Origin of the sequence: Leclercia sp. TB492 (assembly GCF_049974505.2) — a bacterium.
GTDB classification, from domain to species: Bacteria; Pseudomonadota; Gammaproteobacteria; order Enterobacterales; family Enterobacteriaceae; genus Enterobacter; species Enterobacter adecarboxylatus_C.
The window spans coordinates 2,853,114-2,875,524 of the sequence record NZ_CM127572.1 but is presented as its reverse complement, the minus strand read 5'-3'; the positions used below and the strand labels follow the sequence as shown (position 1 = coordinate 2,875,524).

Below are 22,411 nucleotides of genomic sequence, written 5' to 3'. Positions count from 1 at the left end.
TTTATAAAAGAGTGACGCGCGTAGTAAATCTCTTTGCATTTTTGCCAGTTGCCGCCGGGCGGTGGCAGAAACAGAAAGGTATCCGCGTAGGGATACTCTTACTGTAACCCTGTAGTCACTCCCGTTCCCTCCGGGCTAACCGGGAGTCATCTGAAACTTACAGGGTCGACGGTAATGAAAACACGTAAAATTGGACTCGCAAACTATCTGGCCTACGGATCGGGCGATTTTCTCGGGGCGGGAACCACAGCGCTAACCGCTGCCTGGCTGTTATATTTTTATACTACCTTCTGCGGTCTCTCTCCGATTGAGGCCACTTTCATCTTTGCTGCGGCAAGGGTGCTGGATGCCGTTGTCAGTCCGCTGATGGGCTTCCTGACCGATAACTTTGGTACCACCTGGCTTGGCAAACGCTTTGGCCGTCGTAAGTTCTTTATTCTGCTCGGCATCCCGTGCGTCTTCAGCTACTCGCTGATGTGGGTCGGGGATATGGGCTTCTGGTACTACCTGCTGACCTATCTGATCTTTGATATCGTCTACACCATGATCCTGGTACCGTACGAAACCCTGGTACCGGAGATGACCGATGATTTTAAACAGAAAACCAAATTCTCCGGCGCGCGTATCTCGATGGCGCAGATGTCGGCCATTCTGGCCTCCTTCCTGCCGGGTATTCTGTTGACCCACTTCGGGAAAGACAACGCCATCTCCTTCTTCTATGCCAGCCTGGTGTTCTCAGTGCTCTGCGCCCTGATGCTGACCTTCGTCTGGTTCTTTACCTGGGAGCGTCCGCGTGAAGAGTGGACCGAAGCCGCGCTGCGTGCCGAAGAAGAGAAGAAAAAACTGACGCTCGGGCAGAGCCTGAACCGTCTGTTCGTTGAGCTGAGCTCTACCCTGCGAATCAAAATTTTCCGTCAGCATCTGGGGATGTACCTCGGAGGCTACATCGCGCAGGACGTGTTTAACGCCGTCTTCACCTACTACGTGGTCTTTGTCCTGATGCAGGAAGCCTCCATGGCCTCGAACCTGCTCGGCACCATGGCCATCTTCCAGTTCCTCGCCGTCATCGCCATGATCCCGCTGTGCATCCGCTTTGGACCGGCGCCTTCGTACCGCATGGTGGTGGTGCTGTTTGGTCTGGCATCCATCTCCTATGCCGCGCTCTATTACGCCGGCATGAGCGATATCTACGCTCTGCTGCTGCTGGTTTCTGCTCTGGCGGGGCTGGGTCGCGGCGGGATCAACTACGTGCCGTGGAACACCTACACCTATATCGCTGACGTCGATGAAGTCATCACCGGTCAACGCCGCGAGGGCATCTTCGCCGGCATCATGACCCTGACCCGTAAAGCGTCGCAGGCGGGAGCCATCATGCTGGTGGGTATCGTCATGCAGATGTCCGGCTTTGTCAGCGGGCAGAAAGTGCAGCCGGAAGGGGTAAGCCACACCATTCTGATGATCCTGAGCGTGGGGACGATTCTGGTCCTGTGCTGCGGCTTCCTCGTCTCACTGCGCTTTAAGCTGAACTTACAAACGCACAGCACGCTGCGCGAAGAGACGGCCAAAATGCGTGAGTCCGGCCGTGCGATACCGGAGGCCGCTACGCCGCAGGCCCGCGCCACGGTCGAAATGCTGGCCGGTATGCCGTACGACTGCCTGTGGGGCAATAACAACATCGGCTATCTGAATCGCAATAAACCCGCTGCACCGTCCGTGAAAGAACGTGCTTTACTGAATTCGACATACAACAGAGGTTAAGATTATGAAGGTTTGGCCTGTCAAACATAGCCCGTTACTGCGTCAGCCAGAGCGTTTTATCGCCAGAGATGAGCTGAAAGCGCTGATCCAGAAAGTGACGCATAACCTGGTGAACATTCACGATAAAACCGGCGAGTTTTTACTGCGGCTGGACGACGGGCGCGTGATCGACACCAAAGGCTGGGCGGGCTGGGAGTGGACGCACGGGGTCGGTCTCTACGGCATCTGGCAGTATTACTGCCAGACCGGGGATGAAGGGATGCGCGATATCATCGACAGCTGGTTTGCCGAGCGCTTTGCCGAAGGGGCCACCACCAAAAACGTCAACACCATGTCACCGTTTTTGACCCTTGCGTATCGCTATGAAGAGACGCGTAACCCGGCCTGGCTGCCGTGGCTGGAGAGCTGGGCCGAGTGGGCAATGGTTGAGATGCCGCGCACCGATCACGGCGGCATGCAGCACATCACCCTGGCGGAAGAGAACCACCAGCAGATGTGGGACGACACCCTGATGATGACCGTCCTGCCGCTGGCGAAGATTGGCAAACTGCTTAATAAACCTGAATACGTGGAAGAGGCGGTCTATCAGTTCCTGCTGCACGTGCAGAACCTGATGGATCGGGAGACCGGGCTGTGGTTCCACGGCTGGAACTACGACGGTCAGCACAACTTTGCCAACGCCCGCTGGGCGCGCGGCAACAGCTGGCTGACAATCGTTATTCCTGATTTCCTTGAGCTGGTGGACCTGCCGGAAAACAACGCCGTGCGCCGTTATCTGGTGCAGGTGCTGAATGCGCAGATTGCTGCCCTGGCGAAGTATCAGGACGAGAGCGGTCTGTGGCATACGCTGCTCGACGATCCGAACTCTTATCTGGAGGCCTCCGCCACCGCCGGATTCAGCTACGGGATCCTGAAAGCGGTGCGCAAACGCTACGTGGCGGCGGAGTATGCGGAGGTGGCCGAGAAAGCCATCCGCGGGATCGTGAAGAATATCTCGCCGGAAGGTGAACTGCTGCAAACGTCATTTGGTACCGGGATGGGCAGCGATCTGGAGTTCTATCGCCAGATCCCGTTGACCTCGATGCCGTACGGTCAGGCGATGGCGATATTGTGTCTGACGGAATATCTGCGGAAATATTTCTGATAGCGGCAGGTATCCCCCGGTGGCGCTGCGCTTACCGGGGCTACAAAACAACAAACCCGGCTTGCGCCGGGTTTTTGTTATTTCGATACCCGGTTTTGTAGGCCTGATAAGCGAAGCGCCATCAGGCATTAACCGGACACCGATGTTACATGCGTTCGACGGTTTCAATACCCAGGGTATCCAGACCCAGCTTCAGGGTCTTCGCCGTCAGCTGCGCCAGCTTCAGGCGGCTGTTGCGTACCGCTTCACTCTCGGCGGAGAGAATAGGGCAGTGCTCGTAGAAGCCGGAGAACAGGCCAGCCAGATCGTACAGGTAGGCGCACATCACATGCGGCGTACCGTCGCGGGCCACCACAGACAGCGTCTCTTCGAACTGCAGCAGACGGGCCGCCAGCTGCGCTTCGCGATCTTCGCTGATGGTTACCTGCGCCTGCGCCAGCACGGCTTCGTCAATCTCTGCCTTGCGGAATACAGACAGCACGCGGGTGTAGGCATACTGCATGTATGGCGCGGTATTGCCTTCGAAGGCCAGCATGTTATCCCAGTCGAATACGTAGTCGGTGGTACGGTTCTTGGAGAGATCCGCATATTTCACCGCACCGATACCGACGGCGTTCGCCAGTTTTTCCAGCTCGTCAGCAGGCATGTCCGGGTTTTTCTCTGCCACCAGACGGCGGGCACGCTCCAGCGCCTCGTCCAGCAGATCCGCCAGCTTCACGGTACCGCCCGCACGGGTTTTAAACGGTTTGCCGTCTTTACCCAGCATCATGCCGAACATGTGGTGTTCCAGCGGCACGGAGTCCGGTACATAGCCCGCTTTACGCACGATGGTCCACGCCTGCATCAGGTGCTGGTGCTGACGGGAGTCGATGTAATAGAGGACGCGATCCGCATGCAGCGTTTCGTAGCGATATTTGGCGCAGGCGATATCGGTGGTGGTGTAGAGGTAGCCGCCATCCTTTTTCTGGATGATGACGCCCATCGGTTCGCCTTCCTTGTTTTTGTACTCATCAAGGAAGACCACCGTTGCGCCTTCGCTTTCGACCGCCAGCCCTTTGGCTTTCAGGTCGGCCACGATCCCGGCCAGCATCGGGTTGTACAGGCTCTCGCCCATCACGTCTTTACGGGTCAGGGTCACGTTCAGACGATCGTAGGTGAGCTGGTTCTGGGACATGGTGATGTCCACCAGCTGGCGCCACATCTGACGGAAGTACTCGTCGCCGCCCTGCAGTTTCACCACGTAGCTACGCGCGCGCTCGGCAAAGGCTTCGTCTTCGTCGTAGTGCTTTTTCGCATCGCGGTAGAAGCCTTCCAGGTCCGCCAGCGCCATCTCACCGGCATTATCCTGCTGCTGTTTTTCCAGCCAGGCGATCAGCATGCCGAACTGGGTGCCCCAGTCGCCGACGTGGTTCGCACGGATCACGTTGTGGCCGAGGAACTCCAGGGTGCGCACGGAGGCATCACCGATGATGGTGGAGCGCAGGTGGCCGACGTGCATCTCTTTCGCCACGTTCGGGGCGGAGTAGTCGACGACGATGGTTTGCGCTTGCGGCTGCGCCACGCCCAGACGGTCGGATTTCAGGGCCGCATCTACGTTTTGCGCCAGGAAGGCAGGGTCGAGGAAGATATTGATAAAGCCCGGCCCGGCGATTTCGGTTTTGCTGGCGATACCCTGCAGATCCAGGTGCGTCAGGACCTGCTCTGCGAGTTGTCGCGGCGCCATGCCCAGTTTTTTAGCCACTGCCATCACGCCATTGGCCTGATAGTCGCCAAACTGTACTTTCGCTGACTGACGAACCTGCGGTTCACAGTCTGCAGGTGCGCCTGCAGCAATCAGTGCCTGACTGACTTTTTCTGAGAGAAGAGCCTGAATATTCACCGGGATACCTTACATTTTTGACGCGACCATCATGCTGCCGCGTCAGTTAAAGAAATTAGGCCGGGAGTATACTGCAATTGCCCGTTGCCGTCAGCACTGGCTCAAATCAGCGGTTGGTCGCAGGCGGGCAACAGAGTAAATTAACGCTTTTGCATGACGATAAGAGTATCAATGATGGCGAACTGGCAATCTGTTGACGAGCTGCAGGACATTGCAGCTGATTTACCGCGTTTCACCGCGGCCTTTACGGCGCTTGCCGAACGCCTGGGGCTGGAGATCGCTCCGCTCGCGGCGGACCATATCTCCCTGCGCTGCCATCAGAACGCCACCGCCGATCGCTGGCGGCGCGGGTTTGAGCAGTGCGGCGAGCTGCTCTCTGAAAACATCATCAATGGCCGTCCGATCTGCCTGTTCAAGCTGCACGAGCCGGTCTGCGTCGCCCACTGGCGCTTTGAGGTAGTTGAACTGCCGTGGCCGGGTGAGAAACGCTATCCCCACGAAGGCTGGGAGCACATCGAAATCGTGCTGCCTGGTGACCCCGACACCCTCAATGCCCGCGCGCTGGCGCTGCTGTCCGACGAGGGCTTAAGCCAGCCCGGGATTTTTGTTAAAACCAGCTCGCCAAAAGGGGATCGCGAACGTCTGCCGAATCCGACCCTGGCAGTTACCGACGGCAGCGTGACCGTCAAGTTTCACCCCTGGACCATCGAACAGATTGTCGCCAGTGAAGAATAAACCCGACACTTTGTGAGCTGACGCCGTGTCGCGGGTATGGCGGCATGGCATGATGCAAAACCCAACTGAAGATAAGGAGGTTTCGTGGCATTGCTGGAGATCTGTTGTTACAGCATGGCGTGTGCCGTGACCGCGCAGGAACGCGGCGCCGATCGCATTGAACTCTGTGCGGCCCCGAAAGAGGGCGGGCTGACCCCGTCTTATGGCGTGCTGAAATCGGTGCGTCAGGCGGTGACCATCCCGGTTCACCCGATTATCCGCCCGCGCGGCGGGGATTTTTGCTACAGCACGGGCGAATTTGACGCCATGCTGGAGGATATCGCCCTTGTGAACCAGCTGGGTTTCCCGGGGCTGGTGACCGGCCTGCTGAATGAGGACGGCCATATCGATATGCCGCGCATGCGCCAGATTATGACCGCCGCGCAGGGGATGGCGGTAACTTTTCATCGCGCCTTTGATATGTGCATAAATCCGCAGCAAGCCTTTGAAAATCTGGCGGAACTGGGGGTTGCACGCGTGCTCACTTCCGGCCAGCAGTCTTCCGCCGAAAAAGGTATTTCATTAATTAAGGAACTAAAAGCGCAATCAGGTGTTCCAATAATAATGGCTGGTGCTGGCGTTCGCGCCGCCAACCTGGAAATGTTTTTACAGGCAGGGGTATTCGAGCTTCACAGCTCGGCAGGCAAATGGTTGCCGTCACCCATGCGCTATCGCAACACAGGCTTGTCGATGTCGACGGATGCCGAAGCGGATGAATATTCCCGCTATGGCGTGGATGGCGAGTCAGTTGCAGAGATGAAGGCGATAATCGAACAATATCATCGCCGCTAACCGTTTTTACCGCGCATCATGTCGCCCAATATGATGCTTGTTTGTACCAGGCCCCTGCAAATTCAACAGGGGCCTTTTTTTGTCCATTTATCCTTCATATTTCAAGCTGCAGCTGCGTTGGCAGCCTCGCTCACCCCGGTCACTTACTGATGTAAGCTCCCGGGGATTCGCTGCGTTGCCGCCTGGCTGCAACTTGAAATATTTTGGATAAAGCGTGCCACCCGGCTAAACGCTACGGTTTGGTGGCAATCAACACCGCGCGTACTGGTGCCGGATAACCTTCAATCGTTTTGCTGCTGTCATTCGGGTCGAGGAATTCGGCAAGCGACTCGGTGGTCATCCACTCGGTGCGGCGCTGCTCTTCGGTAGTGGTAACGCAGACGTCCGCGATACGGATATCAACAAACCCACACTTCGCCAGCCAGTTTTTCAGCGCCAGCGCCGACGGGATAAAGTAGACGTTACGCATCTGGGCGTAACGATCGCCCGGCACCAGCACCGCATTTTCATCGCCCTCAATCACCAGCGTCTCCAGCACCAGCTCACCGCCGCTGACAAGCTGATCTTTCAGCTGCCAGAGGTGTTCCAGCGGTGAACGGCGGTGATAAAGCACGCCCATCGAGAAGACGGTGTCAAACGCCGCCAGCGCGGGAAGTTGCTCAATGCCCAGCGGCAGCAGGTGCGCGCGCTGGTCGTTGCCCAACAGTTTGCGTACCGCTTCGAACTGGCAGAGGAACAGCTGCATCGGATCAATCCCGACCGCCAGATGGGCGCCTGCGCCGATCATGCGCCACAGGTGATAGCCGCTACCGCAGCCGACATCCAGAATGGTGCGTCCGGTTAAATCGGACAGGTGCGGTAACACGCGATCCCATTTCCAGTCCGAATGCCATTCGGTATCGATATTCATGCCGTACAGGGAGAACGGCCCTTTACGCCACGGCATCAGATTGCGCATCAGCTTGTCGAGACGCAGCATCTGGCCTTCGCTCAGGGGCGTTTCGCTTTCGGCGGTGACGCTGTGCAGGAGATCCAGTTTGTACGGGGTCATCTCCGGCAGAAACTCGACCGCGTTACTCCACTGCTTAAACTGGCCGTGCAAAGACTCGCGCTGCCAGGCGGCGATCTGCCCCGGCAGAGTTTCCAGCCAGTGGGAGAGGTGATTTTTAGCAATCAGCTGATAAAAGTTACCGAAATCGATCATGCGTTACCGCCTTTCAGCGCCACCAGAGAGCCAAAGTTAAAGCACTGGAACCACAGCTCACTGTGCTCGAATCCGGCCTTGTGCAGGCGGGCTTTGTGGGCTTCAACCGAGTCGGTCAGCATCACGTTCTCCAGCATGCTGCGCTTCTGGCTGATCTCCAGCTCGCTGTAGCCGTTAGCCCGTTTGAAATCGTGGTGCATGTTGAACAGCAGTTCGCCGACGGTGGCATCTTCGAAGCTGAACTTCTCCGACAGCACCAGCGCGCCGCCAGGGTTCAGCCCCTGATAAATTTTGTCCAGCAACAGCTGACGATCGTCGGGCTCGAGGAACTGCAGGGTAAAGTTCAGCACCACCATCGAGGCGTTTTTAATCTCGATATGACGGATATCACCTTCGACCACCTCTACCGGGGTAGGCGCTTTCCAGGCGTCGATATGGCGGCGGCAGCGTTCAACCATGGCCGGGGAGTTGTCGACGGCGATTATGTTGCAGCCGTCGTGCTTGATGTTACGACGAACCGACAGCGTGGCCGCGCCCAGTGAGCATCCCAGATCGTAGACCTGCGTGTCGGGCTGAACAAAACGTTCCGCCAGCATGCCGATCATGGAGATGATATTGGAGTAGCCGGGGACCGAGCGCTGGATCATATCCGGGAAGACTTCAGCTACCCGTTCATCGAAGGTCCAGTCGCCCAGACTGGCGATAGGCGCAGAAAAAAGCGTGTCGCGATCTGACATAACGTAAAAATCCGGGAAAAATAAAGGGGCGTATTGTGCGCTAATGCAATGAGAAAACCAACTCCCACGGCATATACCACAGGTTAGCCAGCACCATTAGCACAAGCGAACACCAGGTGGCGCTCATGCCGGAGCGGCGCCAGCGGAACAGGCGCTGATGGAGGCCATAGTAATGCATCAGGCGCCCAAGGATCAGCAGCAGGCCGCAGACATGCACCATCCAGGTTTCGGCGCCGTTCATTTCCATAAACAACAGCAGGATCAGCGCCGCCGGGATGTACTCCACCGCATTGCCATGAATGCGGATCGCGGTTTGCAGCTCCGAAAACCCACCGTCGCCATAAGAGACGCGGTACAACATCCGCAGGCGCGCAACATCGAACGAAAACTTAATTAACAGTAACGCACCCAGCACTGCATACAGCGCGCAGACCATACAAACTCCCTGTTTTTTGGCAGATGGCACTTCTATGATAGGGGCTGGGATCAGAAAAGAGAAGATTGCTGCGGAATGGTGGGGGCGTCGCCAATGGACGGAGCCACGGCCTGCAAGGCTTGCCAGAGAGCATCGACCAGTTGCGGGGCCTGGGCGATATCGGGAGTATGTAAAAAAAGGTACGGTGTGGCGGTCTGTTCCCACTTCGCCAGAGTTTGTAGCCAGACGGTAAACAGCGCCTGGTTTTGCGGCATATTGTCGCTGCCGATAAAGCGCACCATCGGATTGCCGGCGGTCATCACCGCATGTACCGGCACCTTCGGCTTTTTGCGCTGGGCGTCGATAATAGCCTCGTTGTGCGGCACGGCAGCATGCACCGGACGGCTGTCGAGGATCGTTCGATTGACGCCGCGCTCGCGCAGACCGCGATTGAGCGCTTTCTCCGCGTCGCCCTTCATGAAGAACTCAGGGTGACGAACCTCCACGCCGTAGGTAAATTCCCGGGGCAGGGCGTCGAGGAACTGCCACAGCGCGGGCAAATCACGCGGGCCAAAGGTGGCGGGGAGCTGAACCCAGTACTGACCGATGCGGTTGGCCAGCGGTGACAGTCGGGTGAAAAACTCTTCGGTGAGATCGTCGCAGTTTCGCAGCGCGGCCTGATGGGAGATGGTGGCCGGGAATTTAAAGCAGAAGCGAAAGTTGTCGCTGGTCTGCTCCCGCCAGCGCGCCACCACCTCGGCCTTCGGCAGGGCGTACAGCGTGGTGTTACCCTCCACACAGTTAAAGTGGCGGGCGTACTCTTCAAGACCGTTGATACCCAGCCGCACCCATTTCGGGTGCGACCATTGGGGTAAACCCAGATAGATCATAGTGCGTTGATAATCTCGTCGGTGCTGCGCACGCGGCTGATGCGCGGGAAGATATGCGTCACGCTGGCCTGATGCTGCTCGGCGGTGGCCGTGCTGCACGCATCTTCGGCGATCACCAGATTAAAGCCCAGCTCCCAGGCGTTACGCGCGGTGGATTCCACGCCAATGTTGGTGGCGATCCCACACAGAATAATAGTCTCAATGCCGCGACGGCGCAGCTGCAGCTCCAGGTCGGTGCCGTAGAAGGCACCCCACTGGCGTTTGGTCACTTCGATATCGCTGTCGCGTTTGCCGAGTGACGCGGGATAGTTCCACCAGTTGTCCGGCAGGGCATGGGCCGCGCCCTGAGCGTCGACAGGCTGCTTCAGCGCCTCGGCAAAGTCCGCAGACCAGCCCACGCGCACCATCACCACCGGCGAGCCGCTGGCGCGGCATTTTTCTGCCAGACGTGCGCTGCGGCTGACCACCTCATCCGCCGTGTGTGGGCCACCGGCAAAGGGCAGGATCCCTTCCTGTAAATCAATGACCACGAGGGCGGTACGGGCAGCGTCGAGTGTAAGCATGGTTGTTCCTGTTAAAAAGTTAGCGTCCGGAATACCTTACGCGTCCAGGCATGTTGTGGGTCTGATATTTTTGTTAATTTTTGTGAGAATATGCAAGATGCGAGCAGCAATCGTGCGTCTGGCGTGCTTCTCTCTTATCGTCTGGCGGAATTTCCAGTATAATAGCCGCCTTTTTTCATCCAGTTTGACATACAGAAAGCTGCGACCTTGTAGCCTGCGGCTAAGTTAAGGGATATCTCATGCGTACAGAATATTGCGGGCAGCTGCGTCAGTCCCACGTCGGACAGCAGGTGACCCTGTGTGGTTGGGTCAACCGTCGTCGTGATCTTGGCAGCCTTATCTTTATCGATATGCGCGACCGTGAAGGCATCGTGCAGGTATTTTTCGATCCGGATCGTGCCGATGCGTTAAAGCTGGCGTCTGAGCTGCGTAATGAGTTCTGCATCCAGGTGACCGGCACCGTGCGTGCGCGTGACGAAAAGAACATCAACAGCGACATGGCGACCGGCGAAATCGAAGTGCTGGCAACCGATCTGACCATCATTAACCGTTCAGAATCACTGCCGCTGGACTTCAACCACGTCAATACCGAAGAAGCGCGTCTGAAATATCGCTATCTCGACCTGCGTCGCCCGGAAATGGCCGATCGCCTGAAAACCCGTGCGAAAATCACCAGCCTGGTGCGCCGCTTTATGGACGATCACGGTTTCCTCGATATCGAAACCCCGATGCTGACCAAAGCGACCCCGGAAGGCGCACGTGACTACCTCGTGCCATCCCGTGTACATAAAGGCAAATTCTACGCGCTGCCGCAGTCTCCTCAGCTGTTCAAACAGCTGCTGATGATGTCCGGCTTTGACCGTTACTACCAGATCGTTAAATGCTTCCGCGACGAAGATCTGCGTGCTGACCGCCAGCCTGAATTTACCCAGATCGACGTCGAGACCTCCTTCATGACCGCCGAGCAGGTGCGTGAAGTGATGGAAGCACTGGTGCGCAGCCTGTGGCTGGACGTGAAAGGTGTGGATCTGGGCGACTTCCCGATCATGACCTTCGCCGAAGCCGAGCGTCGCTACGGCTCCGACAAACCAGACCTGCGTAACCCGATGGAGCTGGTGGACGTTGCTGACCTGCTGAAAGACGTTGAATTCGCCGTCTTCTCCGGCCCGGCGAACGATCCGAAAGGCCGCGTGGCTGCCCTGCGCGTGCCGGGCGGTGCGAGCCTGAGCCGCAAGCAGATCGACGACTACGGCAACTTCATTAAGATCTATGGCGCGAAAGGCCTGGCTTACATCAAAGTCACCGAGCGTGCGAAAGGCATTGAAGGCATCACCAGCCCGGTCGCCAAATTCCTCAACGCTGAGATCGTCGAATCCATTCTGGCGCGCACTGAAGCCCAGGACGGGGACATGATCTTCTTCGGCGCGGACAACAAGAAAGTGGTTGCCGATTCAATGGGCGCACTGCGCCTGAAGCTGGGTAAAGACCTGAACCTGACCGACGAAGCCAAATGGGCGCCGCTGTGGGTGATCGACTTCCCAATGTTCGAAGACGACGGCGAAGGCGGTCTGACCGCAATGCACCACCCGTTCACCTCGGCAAAAGAGATGAGCGCGGCAGAACTGAAAGCGGCACCGGAAGACGCGGTCGCTAACGCCTATGATATGGTCATCAACGGCTACGAAGTGGGCGGCGGTTCCGTGCGTATTCACAGCATGGAAATGCAGCAGACGGTGTTCGGTATTCTGGGTATCAACGAACAGGAACAGCGCGAGAAGTTCGGCTTCCTGCTGGATGCCCTGAAGTACGGTACGCCTCCGCACGCAGGCCTGGCCTTTGGTCTGGATCGCCTGACCATGCTGCTGACCGGTACCGACAACATTCGTGACGTTATCGCTTTCCCGAAAACCACCGCCGCTGCCTGTCTGATGACCGAAGCGCCAAGCTTTGCTAACCCAACCTCACTGAGCGAGCTGGGTATCGAAGTGGTGAAAAAGGAAGAGAAAAACTGATATGACATATAAGCTTCCCGTTTCTGTCTTAGTTGTCATTTATGCCCAGGACACGAAGCGGGTGCTGATGTTGCAGCGGCGCGACGATCCCGCGTTCTGGCAGTCGGTTACCGGCAGCCTGGAAGAGGGTGAAACCGCGCTGCAGGCCGCCGCGCGCGAAGTAAAGGAAGAGGTCGCCATTGACGTTGCTCGCGAGCAACTGACCCTGAAGGACTGTCAGCGCACGGTGGATTTTGAAATTTTTAGCCATTTACGTCATCGCTACGCGCCGGGGACTGAACGCAATACGGAATCCTGGTTCTGCCTTGCGCTTCCTCACGAGCGGGAGATCGTGTTCACTGAACACCTGACCTACCGCTGGGTTAGCGCGGCCGAGGCCGCGTCGTTAACCAAGTCGTGGAGCAACCGGCAGGCGATTGAAGAATTTGTAATCAATGTTAATTAATTTCCAAGCATTTCAGTTTCCAGGAAGGCGGCAAGGTCGCGAATCGCCAGGAGCTTACATCGGTAAGTGACTGGTGTGAGCGGGCGCAGCCAACGCATCTGGAAGCTGAAAGGCGCAGGATAATTTTGAGGAACTTTTTATGGCAGGTCATAGTAAGTGGGCCAACACTAAACACCGCAAAGCGGCACAGGATGCCAAACGCGGTAAGATCTTTACCAAAATCATTCGTGAACTGGTTACCGCGGCCCGTCTGGGCGGCGGCGATGCCGGCTCCAACCCACGTCTGCGCGCAGCGATCGATAAAGCGCTGAGCAACAACATGACGCGTGACACCCTGAACCGTGCTATCGCCCGTGGCGTAGGCGGCGACGATGACACCAACATGGAAACCATCATTTATGAAGGTTACGGTCCAGGCGGCACGGCGGTGATGATTGAGTGTCTGTCCGACAACCGTAACCGTACCGTTGCGGAAGTGCGTCACGCCTTCACCAAAACCGGTGGCAACCTGGGTACCGACGGTTCCGTGGCCTACCTGTTCAGCAAAAAAGGCGTGATCTCCTTCGAGAAAGGCGACGAAGACGTGATCATGGAAGCGGCGCTGGAAGCCGGTGCTGAAGATGTTGTGACCTATGACGACGGCGCGATTGACGTCTATACCGCATGGGAAGAGATGGGTGCGGTGCGTGATGCGCTGGAAGCGGCAGGTCTGAAAGCCGACGCCGCTGAAGTCACCATGATCCCGTCCACCAAAGCGGACATGGATGCGGAAACCGCACCAAAACTGCTGCGTCTGATCGACATGCTCGAAGACTGCGACGATGTGCAGGAAGTTTACCACAACGGTGAAATCTCCGACGAGGTTGCGGCTACGCTGTAATGGCCCAACGTAAACCGACAACCGGAGAGGCGTGATGGCGATTATTCTCGGTATTGACCCGGGCTCACGCATCACCGGTTATGGCGTAATCCGCCAGGTCGGGCGTCAGTTGACCTACCTTGGCAGCGGTTGTATCCGTACCAAAGTGGACGATCTGCCGTCGCGTCTGAAGCTCATCTACGCGGGCGTGACGGAGATCATTACCCAGTTCCAGCCGGACTATTTCGCCATCGAACAGGTGTTTATGGCGAAGAATGCCGACTCGGCGCTGAAGCTCGGTCAGGCACGCGGCGTGGCGATTGTCGCGGCGGTAAATCAGGATCTGCCGGTGTTTGAATACGCCGCGCGGCAGGTCAAGCAAACCGTGGTGGGGAACGGTGGAGCAGACAAAAGCCAGGTGCAGCACATGGTGCGAACCCTGTTAAAACTGCCCGCCAATCCGCAGGCGGATGCCGCCGATGCCCTGGCGATCGCCATTACCCACTGCCACGTCAGCCAGAACGCGATGCAGATAAGCGAGTCGCGGCTCAATCTGGCGCGCGGTCGATTGCGCTAAATATGAAATCAGGCTGGATGTTTATCCAGCCTTTTTTTATTATGGCAGCGGTAACTTTTAGCCCTTAACGCAGGAGCGTCACGTGATAGGCAGACTCAGAGGCATCATCTTAGAAAAACAACCCCCGATAGTGCTGCTTGAGGCCGGAGGCGTGGGCTACGAAGTGCATATGCCAATGACCTGCTTCTATGAATTGCCGGACGCGGGCAAAGAGGCGATTGTCTTCACCCACTTTGTCGTGCGTGAAGATGCCCAGCTGCTGTTTGGCTTTAACAATAAGCAGGAACGCACCCTGTTTAAAGAGCTGATCAAAACTAACGGCGTAGGGCCAAAGCTGGCGCTGGCGATCCTCTCCGGGATGTCGGCTCCACAGTTTGTTAACGCCGTTGAGCGCGAAGACCCCGCCGCACTGATTAAACTTCCCGGCATCGGCAAGAAAACGGCCGAGCGCCTGATTGTTGAGATGAAAGATCGCTTTAAAGGTCTGCACGGCGATCTGTTTACCCCTGCTGCTGACCTGGTGCTGACGTCACCTGCCGGCCCGACAGCAGACGATGCGGAACAGGAAGCGGTTGCCGCGCTGGTGGCGCTGGGCTATAAACCTCAGGAAGCGAGCCGGATGGTCAGCAAGATTGCTAAACCGGACGCGACCAGTGAAACCCTGATTCGTGAAGCGCTGCGCGCTGCATTGTGAGGTAAAGGATGATTGAAGCAGACCGTCTGGTCTCGGCAGGCAGCGTTCAGACAGAAGATCTGGTGGACCGTGCGATCCGCCCGAAGCTGCTGGATGAGTATATTGGCCAGCCGCAGGTGCGCTCGCAGATGGAGATCTTTATCCAGGCGGCGAAACTTCGTGGCGACGCCCTCGACCACCTGCTGATTTTTGGCCCGCCAGGGCTCGGGAAAACCACGCTTGCCAACATTGTCGCCAACGAGATGGGCGTCAATCTGCGCACCACCTCCGGCCCGGTGCTGGAGAAAGCGGGCGATCTGGCAGCGATGCTGACCAACCTCGAACCTCACGATGTGCTGTTTATCGATGAGATCCACCGCCTGTCACCGGTGGTGGAAGAGGTGCTCTATCCGGCGATGGAAGACTACCAGCTGGATATCATGATTGGCGAAGGCCCGGCGGCGCGCTCGATTAAGATCGATCTGCCGCCCTTCACCCTGATTGGCGCCACCACCCGCGCGGGCTCGTTAACCTCGCCGCTGCGCGACCGTTTCGGTATCGTGCAGCGCCTCGAGTTTTATCAGGTGCCCGACCTCCAGCATATCGTCAGCCGCAGCGCGCGCTACATGGGGCTGGAGATGAGCGAAGAGGGGGCTTTTGAAGTGGCGAAGCGCTCCCGCGGTACGCCGCGTATTGCGAACCGACTGCTGCGCAGGGTGCGTGATTTCGCCGAGGTGAAGCACGACGGCTCCATTTCGCATGAGATCGCCGCTCAGGCGCTGGATATGCTGAACGTGGATGCCGAAGGGTTTGACTATATGGACCGCAAGCTGCTGCTGGCGGTGCTGGACAAGTTCTTTGGCGGGCCGGTCGGGCTGGATAACCTGGCGGCAGCGATTGGTGAAGAGCGGGAAACCATTGAAGATGTGCTGGAGCCGTACCTGATCCAGCAGGGCTTTTTGCAGCGTACGCCACGCGGGCGCATGGCGACGGTGCGTGCCTGGGATCACTTTGGCATTACGCCGCCGGAGATGCCTTAACCTCTGCGGAAATTGCCGGAGGGCGGCTGCGCCTTATCCGGCCTGGATAAGCGCGATCCTGTAGGCCCGGTAAGCATAGCGCCACCGGGCAATTAATTACCTCAGCTGGCCGGTTTCTTCATCATGCTGAAGATAAACAGCGCTGCCGCGCACAGCACCACCGACGGTCCGGCAGGGGTGTCGTAAAACGCTGAGAAGGTTAACCCTCCGGTCACGGCAATCATCCCGACACCCACGGCTACGCTGGCCATCTGCTCCGGCGTGCGGGCAAAACGACGCGCGGTGGCGGCGGGAATGATCAGCAGCGACGTAATGATTAACGCCCCGACAAACTTCATCGCCACGCCAATGGTCAGGGCGGTCACCAGCATCAGCAGCAGCTTGACGCGTTGCAGCTTCACGCCATCAACAAAGGCTAAATCCGGGCTGATGGTCATCGCCAGCAGGTTACGCCACTGCCACAGCAGGATAGCCAGCACGATTACCACCCCGATGGCGATAGCAATCAGATCGTCCGGCGTCACCGCCAGCAGGTCGCCGAAGAGATAGGCCATCAGATCCACGCGAATGTTGGACATCAGGCTGACCACCACCAGACCCAGCGACAGGGCGCTGTGCGCCATGATCCCGAGCAGCGTATCCACCGCCAGGTGCGGGCGCTTCTCCAGCCACACCAGACCGGCGGCCAGCAGCAGCGTCACCGCAATCACTGCATAGAACGGATTAACATCCAGCAGTAAGCCAAACGCCACGCCCAGCAGGGAGGCGTGGGCGAGGGTATCGCCAAAGTAAGACATCCGACGCCAGACGACAAACGAGCCCAGTGGACCCGCCGCGCAGGCGAGCATCATCCCGGCCAGCCAGCCGGGCAATAATAATTCAATCATGAGTTACCGTTTCCCCGGCGCAGGACAATGCGTCCCTGCAAATCATGGCGGTGGTTGTGATGGTGGCGATAAATGCCCAGCTGCTCGGCGCCGCGTGGGCCAAACATCGAGATAAACTCAGGGTGCATGGAGACCACTTCCGGTGTGCCAGAACAGCAGATGTGATGGTTCAGACAGAGCACTTCGTCCGTTTTTGCCATCACCAGATGCAGATCGTGTGACACCATCAGCACGGCGCAGTCCAGCTCTTTGCGCAGCTGATCGATCAGGTCATACAGCGCCACCTGACCGTTGACGTCCACCCCCTGGGTAGGCTCGTCGAGCACCAGCAGCTGCGGCTTGTTGAGCAGGGCGCGGGCCAGCAGCACGCGCTGGGTCTCGCCCCCGGAGAGCTTTTGCAGAGGCGCGTCGATCAGATGCCCGGCCTGTACCCGCTTGAGCGCCGGAAGAATGTCCTCTTTGCGCGTATCGGGACGCAGACGCAGAAAACGGCTGACCGTCAGCGGCAGGGTGGCGTCCAGGTGCAGCTTCTGCGGTACATAGCCGATGCGCAGCTGCCGGTCACGCTTGATAAGGCCGCTGTCGGGTGCTACCAGGCCCAGCACCACGCGCACCAGCGTCGATTTACCCGCGCCATTGGGGCCAAGCAGCGTCAAAATTTTACCGGGTTTCAAATCCAGCGAAACGTCAGAGAGGACGCGGCGCTGACCGAATGAAACCGAAATGTTTTCGATAGTTACCAGATTCGTCATGTCAATTTTATGCTTGCAGAAGTCATCGAATGTTATAATATCACATCCCACCCACTCATTACGATGAATAGTCGCATTATGTTACAGAAAAATACGCTTCTTTTCGCAGCATTATCCGCTGCCCTTTGGGGTTCAACAGCACAAGATGTTAACGCCGCCGTTGTCGCTTCGCTTAAGCCGCTCGGTTTTATCGCTTCCGCTATTGCAGATGGCGTGACGGAAACCCAGGTGTTACTGCCTGATGGTGCCTCTGAACACGACTATTCCCTGCGCCCTTCGGATGTAAAACGCTTACAAAACGCAGACTTAGTGGTCTGGATTGGGCCAGAGATGGAAGCCTTCATGCAGAAGTCTGCAAGCCAGCTGCCGGATGCTAAACAGGTTAACATTTCTAATCTTACGGGTGTGAAACCGCTGCTCATGAAAGGGTCTGATGATGACGATCATGACCACGATCACGGGAGTGCTGAAGGGGAAAAAGGTGACGAGCATCACCATCACGGTGAGTACAATATGCACCTTTGGCTTTCCCCAGAGATAGCACGCCTTTCGGCGGTTGCAATCCATGAAAAATTAGTGGAACTTATGCCGCAAAGTCGAGCCAAACTTGACGCCAACCTGAAGGATTTTGAGGCACAACTTGCCGCAACCGACAAGCAGGTGGGTACCGAGCTCGCACCACTGAAAGGTAAAGGATATTTCGTTTTTCATGATGCCTATGGCTACTATGAAAAACACTACGGTCTCACGCCGCTTGGCCATTTCACCGTCAATCCAGAAATTCAACCCGGTGCGCAGCGTTTACATGAAATCAGAACACAGTTGGTTGAGCAGAAAGCGTCCTGCGTTTTTGCTGAGCCACAGTTCAGGCCAGCGGTCGTTGAAGCCGTGGCAAGGGGTACGTCCGTGCGTATGGGCACCCTTGACCCACTTGGAACCTCTATCCAGTTGAGCAAAGCGAGCTATTCGCAGTTCCTCAGCCAACTGGCGAACCAGTATGCGAGCTGCCTGAAAGGAGATTAACGAGGAAGTGAATACGTGCAACAGATAGCCCGCTCTGTCGCCCTGGCATTTAATAATCTGCCCCGGCCCCACCGCGTCATGCTGGGGTCGCTTACTGTTCTCACCTTAGCGGTCGCCGTCTGGCGGCCCTATATTTACCACCCAAATTCCACGCCAGTTATCAAGACCATCGAACTGGAAAGAAACGAAATCCGCTCACTGTTGCCCGAAGCCAGTGAACCTATCGACCAGGCCCCGCAGGAAGAAGAAGCTATTCCGCAGGATGAACTGGATGACAAAATCGCCCCTGAAAGCGGCGTCCATGAATATGTGGTTTCAACTGGCGATACCTTAAGCAGCGTGCTTAACCAGTACGGTATCGATATGGGTGAAATCAGCCGGCTTGCTGCCGCGGATAAAGATCTGCGTAACCTGAAAATTGGTCAGCAGCTTTCATGGACCCTGACCGACAGCGGCGATTTACAGCGCCTGACCTGGGAAGTCTCCCGTCGTGAAACCCGCACCTACGATCGTGCTGAAAACGGTTTCAAGATGAGCAGCGAAATGCAGCAGGGCGACTGGGTTAACAGCGCTATCAAAGGCACCTTAGGCGGCGGCAGTTTCGTTGCCAGCGCGCGTGAAGCGGGTCTGACCAGCGGTGAAATCAGTTCAGTGATCAAAGCCATGCAGTGGCAGATGGACTTCCGTAAGCTGAGAAAAGGCGATGCCTGGTCGGTGCTGATGTCCCGCGAAATGCTGGACGGCAAGCGCGAGCAGAGCCAGCTGCTTGGGGTTCGTTTACGCTCTGACGGGAAAGATTATTATGCGATCCGCGCCGAAGACGGCAAATTCTACGATCGCAACGGGACCGGTCTGGCGAAAGGCTTCTTGCGCTTCCCGACCTCGAAACAGTTCCGCGTCTCCTCGAACTTTAACCCGCGTCGTCTGAACCCGGTTACCGGCCGCGTAGCCCCGCACCGCGGTGTGGACTTTGCTATGCCGCAGGGGACACCTGTTCTGGCAGTCGGTGATGGCGAAGTGGTGATGGCAAAACGCAGCGGTGCCGCCGGCTATTACGTTGCCGTGCGTCATGGACGTACCTACACCACCCGCTATATGCACCTGCGTAAGCTGCTGGTGAAGCCGGGGCAGAAGGTGAAGCGTGGCGATCGCATCGCGCTATCGGGCAATACCGGGCGTTCTACCGGCCCGCACCTGCACTATGAAGTGTGGATCAACCAGCAGGCGGTCAACCCGTTAACGGCGAAACTGCCGCGTACTGAAGGGTTGACCGGTAAGGACCGTAGCGATTATCTGGCGCAGGTCAAAGAGGTTATGCCGCAGCTCAGTATTAATTAATACTGCAGCGATAAAAGCCGGTGCGTTACTGCACCGGCTTTTTCTTTTGTGCCTTGCGCACTGCCTCGCTAAACTAACGCATTACTCTTTTAAGCATCACCCGCCCTGGAAAAAGCATGGAAACCCAAAAAAACAACAGTGAATACATTCCTGAATTTGAGAAATCCTTTCGTCATCCGCGCTTCTGGGGCGCCTGGCTGGGTGTTTATGCCTTTGCCGGTATTGCAATGCTTCCGGCATCCGTGCGCGACCCGCTGCTTGGTAAAGTGGGACGTCTGGCGGGCAAGCTGGGTAAAAGCGCCCGCCGCCGCGCGCAGATAAACCTCTTCTACTGCTTCCCGGAGAAGAGTGAGGCGGAGCGCGAAGCGATCATTGACGAGATGTTCACCGCCGCGCCACAGGCGATGGCGATGATGGGCGAGCTGGCGTTACGTGGGCCGGAAAAGGTCGCCGGCCGCGTTGACTGGAAAGGTCTGGAAATCATCGAGGAGATGCGTCGCAACGACGAAAAGGTGATCTTCCTGGTGCCGCACGGCTGGGGCGTGGATATTCCGGCGATGCTGATGGCGTCGCAGGGACAAAAAATGGCGGCGATGTTCCACAACCAGGGGAACAAGGTTTTCGATTATGTATGGAATACGGTGCGTCGTCGCTTTGGCGGCCGCCTGCATGCCCGCAACGACGGCATCAAACCCTTTATCAAATCCGTGCGCCAGGGCTACTGGGGCTATTATCTGCCGGACCAGGATCACGGGCCGGAACATAGCGAGTTTGTCGATTTCTTTGCCACCTATAAGGCCACGCTACCGGCGATTGGCCGGTTGATGAAGGTATGCCAGGCGCGGGTGATCCCGCTCTTCCCGATTTACGATGGCAAAACCCATCGCCTGACGATTGAAGTCCGCCCGCCGATGGACGATCTGCTCACCGCCGACGACAACACCATTGCGCGTCGGATGAACGAAGAGGTGGAGATTCTGGTGGGACCGCATGTAGAGCAGTACACCTGGATCCTGAAACTGCTGAAGACGCGCAAGCCGGGCGAGAAAGAGCCTTACAAGCGCAAAGAGCTGTATCCCAAGAAATAAAAAATCCCCCGTCTCGGGGGATTTTTTTTGCCCGGCGGCGCTTCGCTTGCACGGGCCTACGAACCTGTAGGCCGGGTAAGCGCAGCGCCACCCGGCAAAACCGCCGTGTTATTCGACGGTCATCACGCGGGTAGTGTTGGTTGAGCCAATGGTGCTCATCACATCGCCCTGGGTCACGATGACGATATCCCCGGAAACCAGATAGCCTTTGTCGCGCAGCAGATTCACGGCATCGTTCGCCGCCGCCACGCCGTCGCTGTTGCTGTCGAAGAACACCGGCGTCACGCCGCGGTACAGCGCGGTCAGATTCAGGGTGCGCTCATGACGGGACATAGCGAAAATCGGCAGGCCGGAGCTGATACGCGAGGTCATCAGCGCGGTACGGCCGGATTCGGTCATGGTGATGATTGCGGTCACGCCTTTCAGGTGGTTAGCCGCGTACATCGCTGACATCGCAATGGCTTCTTCCACGTTGTCGAACTGAATGTCCAGACGGTGCTTGGAGACGTTGATGCTTGGGATCTTCTCTGCCCCCAGGCAGACGCGCGCCATCGCGGCCACGGTTTCCGCCGGATACTGGCCGGCAGCGGTTTCGGCTGACAGCATCACCGCATCGGTACCGTCGAGCACGGCGTTCGCCACGTCCATGACTTCCGCACGGGTCGGCATTGGGTTGGTGATCATCGACTCCATCATCTGGGTGGCGGTGATCACGGAGCGGTTCAGCTGACGGGCACGGCGGATCAGCGCCTTCTGGATCCCGACCAGTTCCGGGTCGCCAATCTCAACGCCCAGGTCACCACGGGCCACCATCACCACGTCAGAGGCGAGGATAATGTCATCCATCGCGTCCTGGCTGCAGACCGCTTCCGCACGTTCCACTTTGGCGACGATTTTGGCATCGCAACCTGCGTCGCGCGCCAGACGGCGGGCGTAGTTCAGATCTTCGCCACAGCGCGGGAAGGAGACGGCGAGGTAGTCAACGCCAATCTCAGCCGCGGTGAGAATGTCGGCTTTGTCTTTTTCGGTCAGAGCTTCAGCAGAGAGACCGCCGCCCAGTTTGTTGATGCCTTTATTGTTGGAGAGCGGGCCGCCAACGGTTACTTCGGTGAACACCTTCATGCCCTGAACTTCCAGCACTTTCAGCTGAACGCGACCGTCGTCGAGCAGCAGGATATCGCCCGGCACCACGTCAGCAGGCAGGCCTTTATAGTCGATCCCCACTTTCTCTTTGTCGCCTTCGCCTTTGCTCAGGTTGGCGTCGAGGAGGAACTTGTCACCGATATTGAGGAAAACTTTGCCTTCTTTGAAGGTCGATACGCGGATTTTGGGACCCTGAAGGTCACCGAGGATAGCTACATGACGTCCCAGTTTTGCCGCGATCTCACGGACCTTATCTGCACGTAATTTATGATCTTCCGGTGTCCCGTGAGAAAAGTTCATACGTACCACGTTGGCGCCTGCAGCGATGATTTTCTCGAGGTTATTATCGCGGTCAGTAGCCGGGCCTAAGGTGGTAACGATCTTGGTTCTGCGAAGCCTTCTGGACATGTAATACTCC

22 protein-coding genes are annotated in these 22,411 nt (G+C 57.4%); 13 read left to right on the top strand and 9 right to left on the bottom strand.

What is annotated here, in order from left to right:
- Positions 1-174: 174 nt before the first annotated feature.
- A complete protein-coding gene (locus tag ACP4QI_RS13620) occupies positions 175-1,758 on the top strand; it encodes an MFS transporter (RefSeq protein WP_142486234.1) in 1,584 nt (527 codons plus the stop codon).
- 4 nt (positions 1,759-1,762) lie between these two features.
- A complete protein-coding gene (bglB, locus tag ACP4QI_RS13615) occupies positions 1,763-2,902 on the top strand; it encodes a beta-galactosidase BglB (protein ID WP_285128028.1) in 1,140 nt (379 codons plus the stop codon).
- A gap of 145 nt (positions 2,903-3,047) precedes the next feature.
- Here the strand turns inward: bglB and argS are convergent, their stop codons facing one another.
- Complete coding sequence (argS, locus tag ACP4QI_RS13610; protein WP_142486232.1) at positions 3,048-4,781, bottom strand: arginine--tRNA ligase; 1,734 nt, start codon at positions 4,779-4,781, stop codon at positions 3,048-3,050.
- Between the two features lie 174 nt (positions 4,782-4,955).
- Between argS and ACP4QI_RS13605 the strand changes: the two genes are divergently transcribed.
- Positions 4,956-5,516 (top strand): VOC family protein, encoded by a 561-nt coding sequence (locus tag ACP4QI_RS13605; protein WP_231313901.1) that lies wholly within the window; start codon positions 4,956-4,958, stop codon positions 5,514-5,516.
- Positions 5,517-5,600: 84 nt separating this feature from the next.
- Positions 5,601-6,347: a copper homeostasis protein CutC gene (gene cutC, locus ACP4QI_RS13600; RefSeq protein ID WP_426495318.1), complete on the top strand. Its 747-nt coding sequence runs from the start codon at positions 5,601-5,603 to the stop codon at positions 6,345-6,347.
- Between the two features lie 232 nt (positions 6,348-6,579).
- On the opposite strand, the gene cmoB is transcribed toward cutC, so the two are convergent.
- The 5 genes from cmoB to ACP4QI_RS13575 are packed head-to-tail and all read right to left on the bottom strand — an operon-like array spanning position 6,580 to position 10,156.
- Positions 6,580-7,551 (bottom strand): tRNA 5-methoxyuridine(34)/uridine 5-oxyacetic acid(34) synthase CmoB, encoded by a 972-nt coding sequence (gene cmoB, locus ACP4QI_RS13595; RefSeq protein ID WP_142486229.1) that lies wholly within the window; start codon positions 7,549-7,551, stop codon positions 6,580-6,582.
- Positions 7,548-8,288: a carboxy-S-adenosyl-L-methionine synthase CmoA gene (cmoA, locus tag ACP4QI_RS13590; protein WP_142486228.1), complete on the bottom strand. Its 741-nt coding sequence runs from the start codon at positions 8,286-8,288 to the stop codon at positions 7,548-7,550. The genes cmoB and cmoA overlap by 4 nt, the downstream gene beginning before the upstream one ends.
- 40 nt (positions 8,289-8,328) lie before the next feature.
- A complete protein-coding gene (locus ACP4QI_RS13585; protein ID WP_138369354.1) occupies positions 8,329-8,724 on the bottom strand; it encodes an MAPEG family protein in 396 nt (131 codons plus the stop codon).
- Positions 8,725-8,774: 50 nt separating this feature from the next.
- The gene (locus ACP4QI_RS13580) at positions 8,775-9,593 is read right to left on the bottom strand and encodes a DUF72 domain-containing protein (RefSeq protein WP_426495319.1); all 819 of its coding nucleotides are present in this window, start codon (positions 9,591-9,593) and stop codon (positions 8,775-8,777) included.
- A complete protein-coding gene (locus ACP4QI_RS13575) occupies positions 9,590-10,156 on the bottom strand; it encodes a hydrolase (RefSeq protein ID WP_285128025.1) in 567 nt (188 codons plus the stop codon). The genes ACP4QI_RS13580 and ACP4QI_RS13575 overlap by 4 nt, the downstream gene beginning before the upstream one ends.
- 239 nt (positions 10,157-10,395) lie before the next feature.
- Between ACP4QI_RS13575 and aspS the strand changes: the two genes are divergently transcribed.
- From aspS to ruvB, 6 genes are all read left to right on the top strand, one after another.
- Positions 10,396-12,168 (top strand): aspartate--tRNA ligase, encoded by a 1,773-nt coding sequence (gene aspS, locus ACP4QI_RS13570; protein WP_285128024.1) that lies wholly within the window; start codon positions 10,396-10,398, stop codon positions 12,166-12,168.
- 1 nt (position 12,169) lies between these two features.
- Positions 12,170-12,613 (top strand): dihydroneopterin triphosphate diphosphatase, encoded by a 444-nt coding sequence (nudB, locus tag ACP4QI_RS13565; RefSeq protein WP_142489975.1) that lies wholly within the window; start codon positions 12,170-12,172, stop codon positions 12,611-12,613.
- 139 nt (positions 12,614-12,752) lie between these two features.
- Positions 12,753-13,493 (top strand): YebC/PmpR family DNA-binding transcriptional regulator, encoded by a 741-nt coding sequence (locus ACP4QI_RS13560; RefSeq protein ID WP_032611949.1) that lies wholly within the window; start codon positions 12,753-12,755, stop codon positions 13,491-13,493.
- 34 nt (positions 13,494-13,527) lie between these two features.
- The gene (gene ruvC / locus ACP4QI_RS13555) at positions 13,528-14,049 is read left to right on the top strand and encodes a crossover junction endodeoxyribonuclease RuvC (RefSeq protein ID WP_039030827.1); all 522 of its coding nucleotides are present in this window, start codon (positions 13,528-13,530) and stop codon (positions 14,047-14,049) included.
- Positions 14,050-14,131: 82 nt separating this feature from the next.
- Positions 14,132-14,743, top strand: coding sequence for a Holliday junction branch migration protein RuvA (gene ruvA / locus ACP4QI_RS13550; protein WP_142489973.1), 612 nt, complete (start codon positions 14,132-14,134; stop codon positions 14,741-14,743).
- 8 nt (positions 14,744-14,751) lie between these two features.
- A complete protein-coding gene (gene ruvB / locus ACP4QI_RS13545; protein ID WP_142489972.1) occupies positions 14,752-15,762 on the top strand; it encodes a Holliday junction branch migration DNA helicase RuvB in 1,011 nt (336 codons plus the stop codon).
- Positions 15,763-15,863: 101 nt separating this feature from the next.
- Here ruvB and znuB read toward each other — a convergent pair whose 3' ends face one another.
- Positions 15,864-16,649, bottom strand: coding sequence for a zinc ABC transporter permease subunit ZnuB (gene znuB / locus ACP4QI_RS13540; RefSeq protein WP_142489971.1), 786 nt, complete (start codon positions 16,647-16,649; stop codon positions 15,864-15,866).
- Positions 16,646-17,401: a zinc ABC transporter ATP-binding protein ZnuC gene (znuC, locus tag ACP4QI_RS13535; protein ID WP_426495320.1), complete on the bottom strand. Its 756-nt coding sequence runs from the start codon at positions 17,399-17,401 to the stop codon at positions 16,646-16,648. Before znuC ends, znuB begins: the two co-directional genes overlap by 4 nt.
- Positions 17,402-17,479: 78 nt before the next feature.
- On the opposite strand from znuC, the gene znuA reads away from it, so the two are divergent.
- From znuA to lpxM, 3 genes are all read left to right on the top strand, one after another.
- Positions 17,480-18,424, top strand: a complete 945-nt coding sequence (gene znuA, locus ACP4QI_RS13530; RefSeq protein WP_142490116.1) for a zinc ABC transporter substrate-binding protein ZnuA — start codon at positions 17,480-17,482, stop codon at positions 18,422-18,424.
- A 15-nt stretch (positions 18,425-18,439) separates the two neighbouring features.
- Positions 18,440-19,762 carry a murein DD-endopeptidase MepM gene (mepM, locus tag ACP4QI_RS13525; protein WP_142489969.1) on the top strand — a complete coding sequence of 441 codons (1,323 nt, stop codon included), beginning with the start codon at positions 18,440-18,442 and terminating at the stop codon, positions 19,760-19,762.
- A gap of 116 nt (positions 19,763-19,878) precedes the next feature.
- Positions 19,879-20,850, top strand: coding sequence for a lauroyl-Kdo(2)-lipid IV(A) myristoyltransferase (lpxM, locus tag ACP4QI_RS13520; protein WP_285111258.1), 972 nt, complete (start codon positions 19,879-19,881; stop codon positions 20,848-20,850).
- A 108-nt stretch (positions 20,851-20,958) separates the two neighbouring features.
- Here lpxM and pyk read toward each other — a convergent pair whose 3' ends face one another.
- Positions 20,959-22,401: a pyruvate kinase gene (gene pyk / locus ACP4QI_RS13515; RefSeq protein ID WP_106993322.1), complete on the bottom strand. Its 1,443-nt coding sequence runs from the start codon at positions 22,399-22,401 to the stop codon at positions 20,959-20,961.
- Between the last annotated feature and the right edge of the window lie 10 nt (positions 22,402-22,411).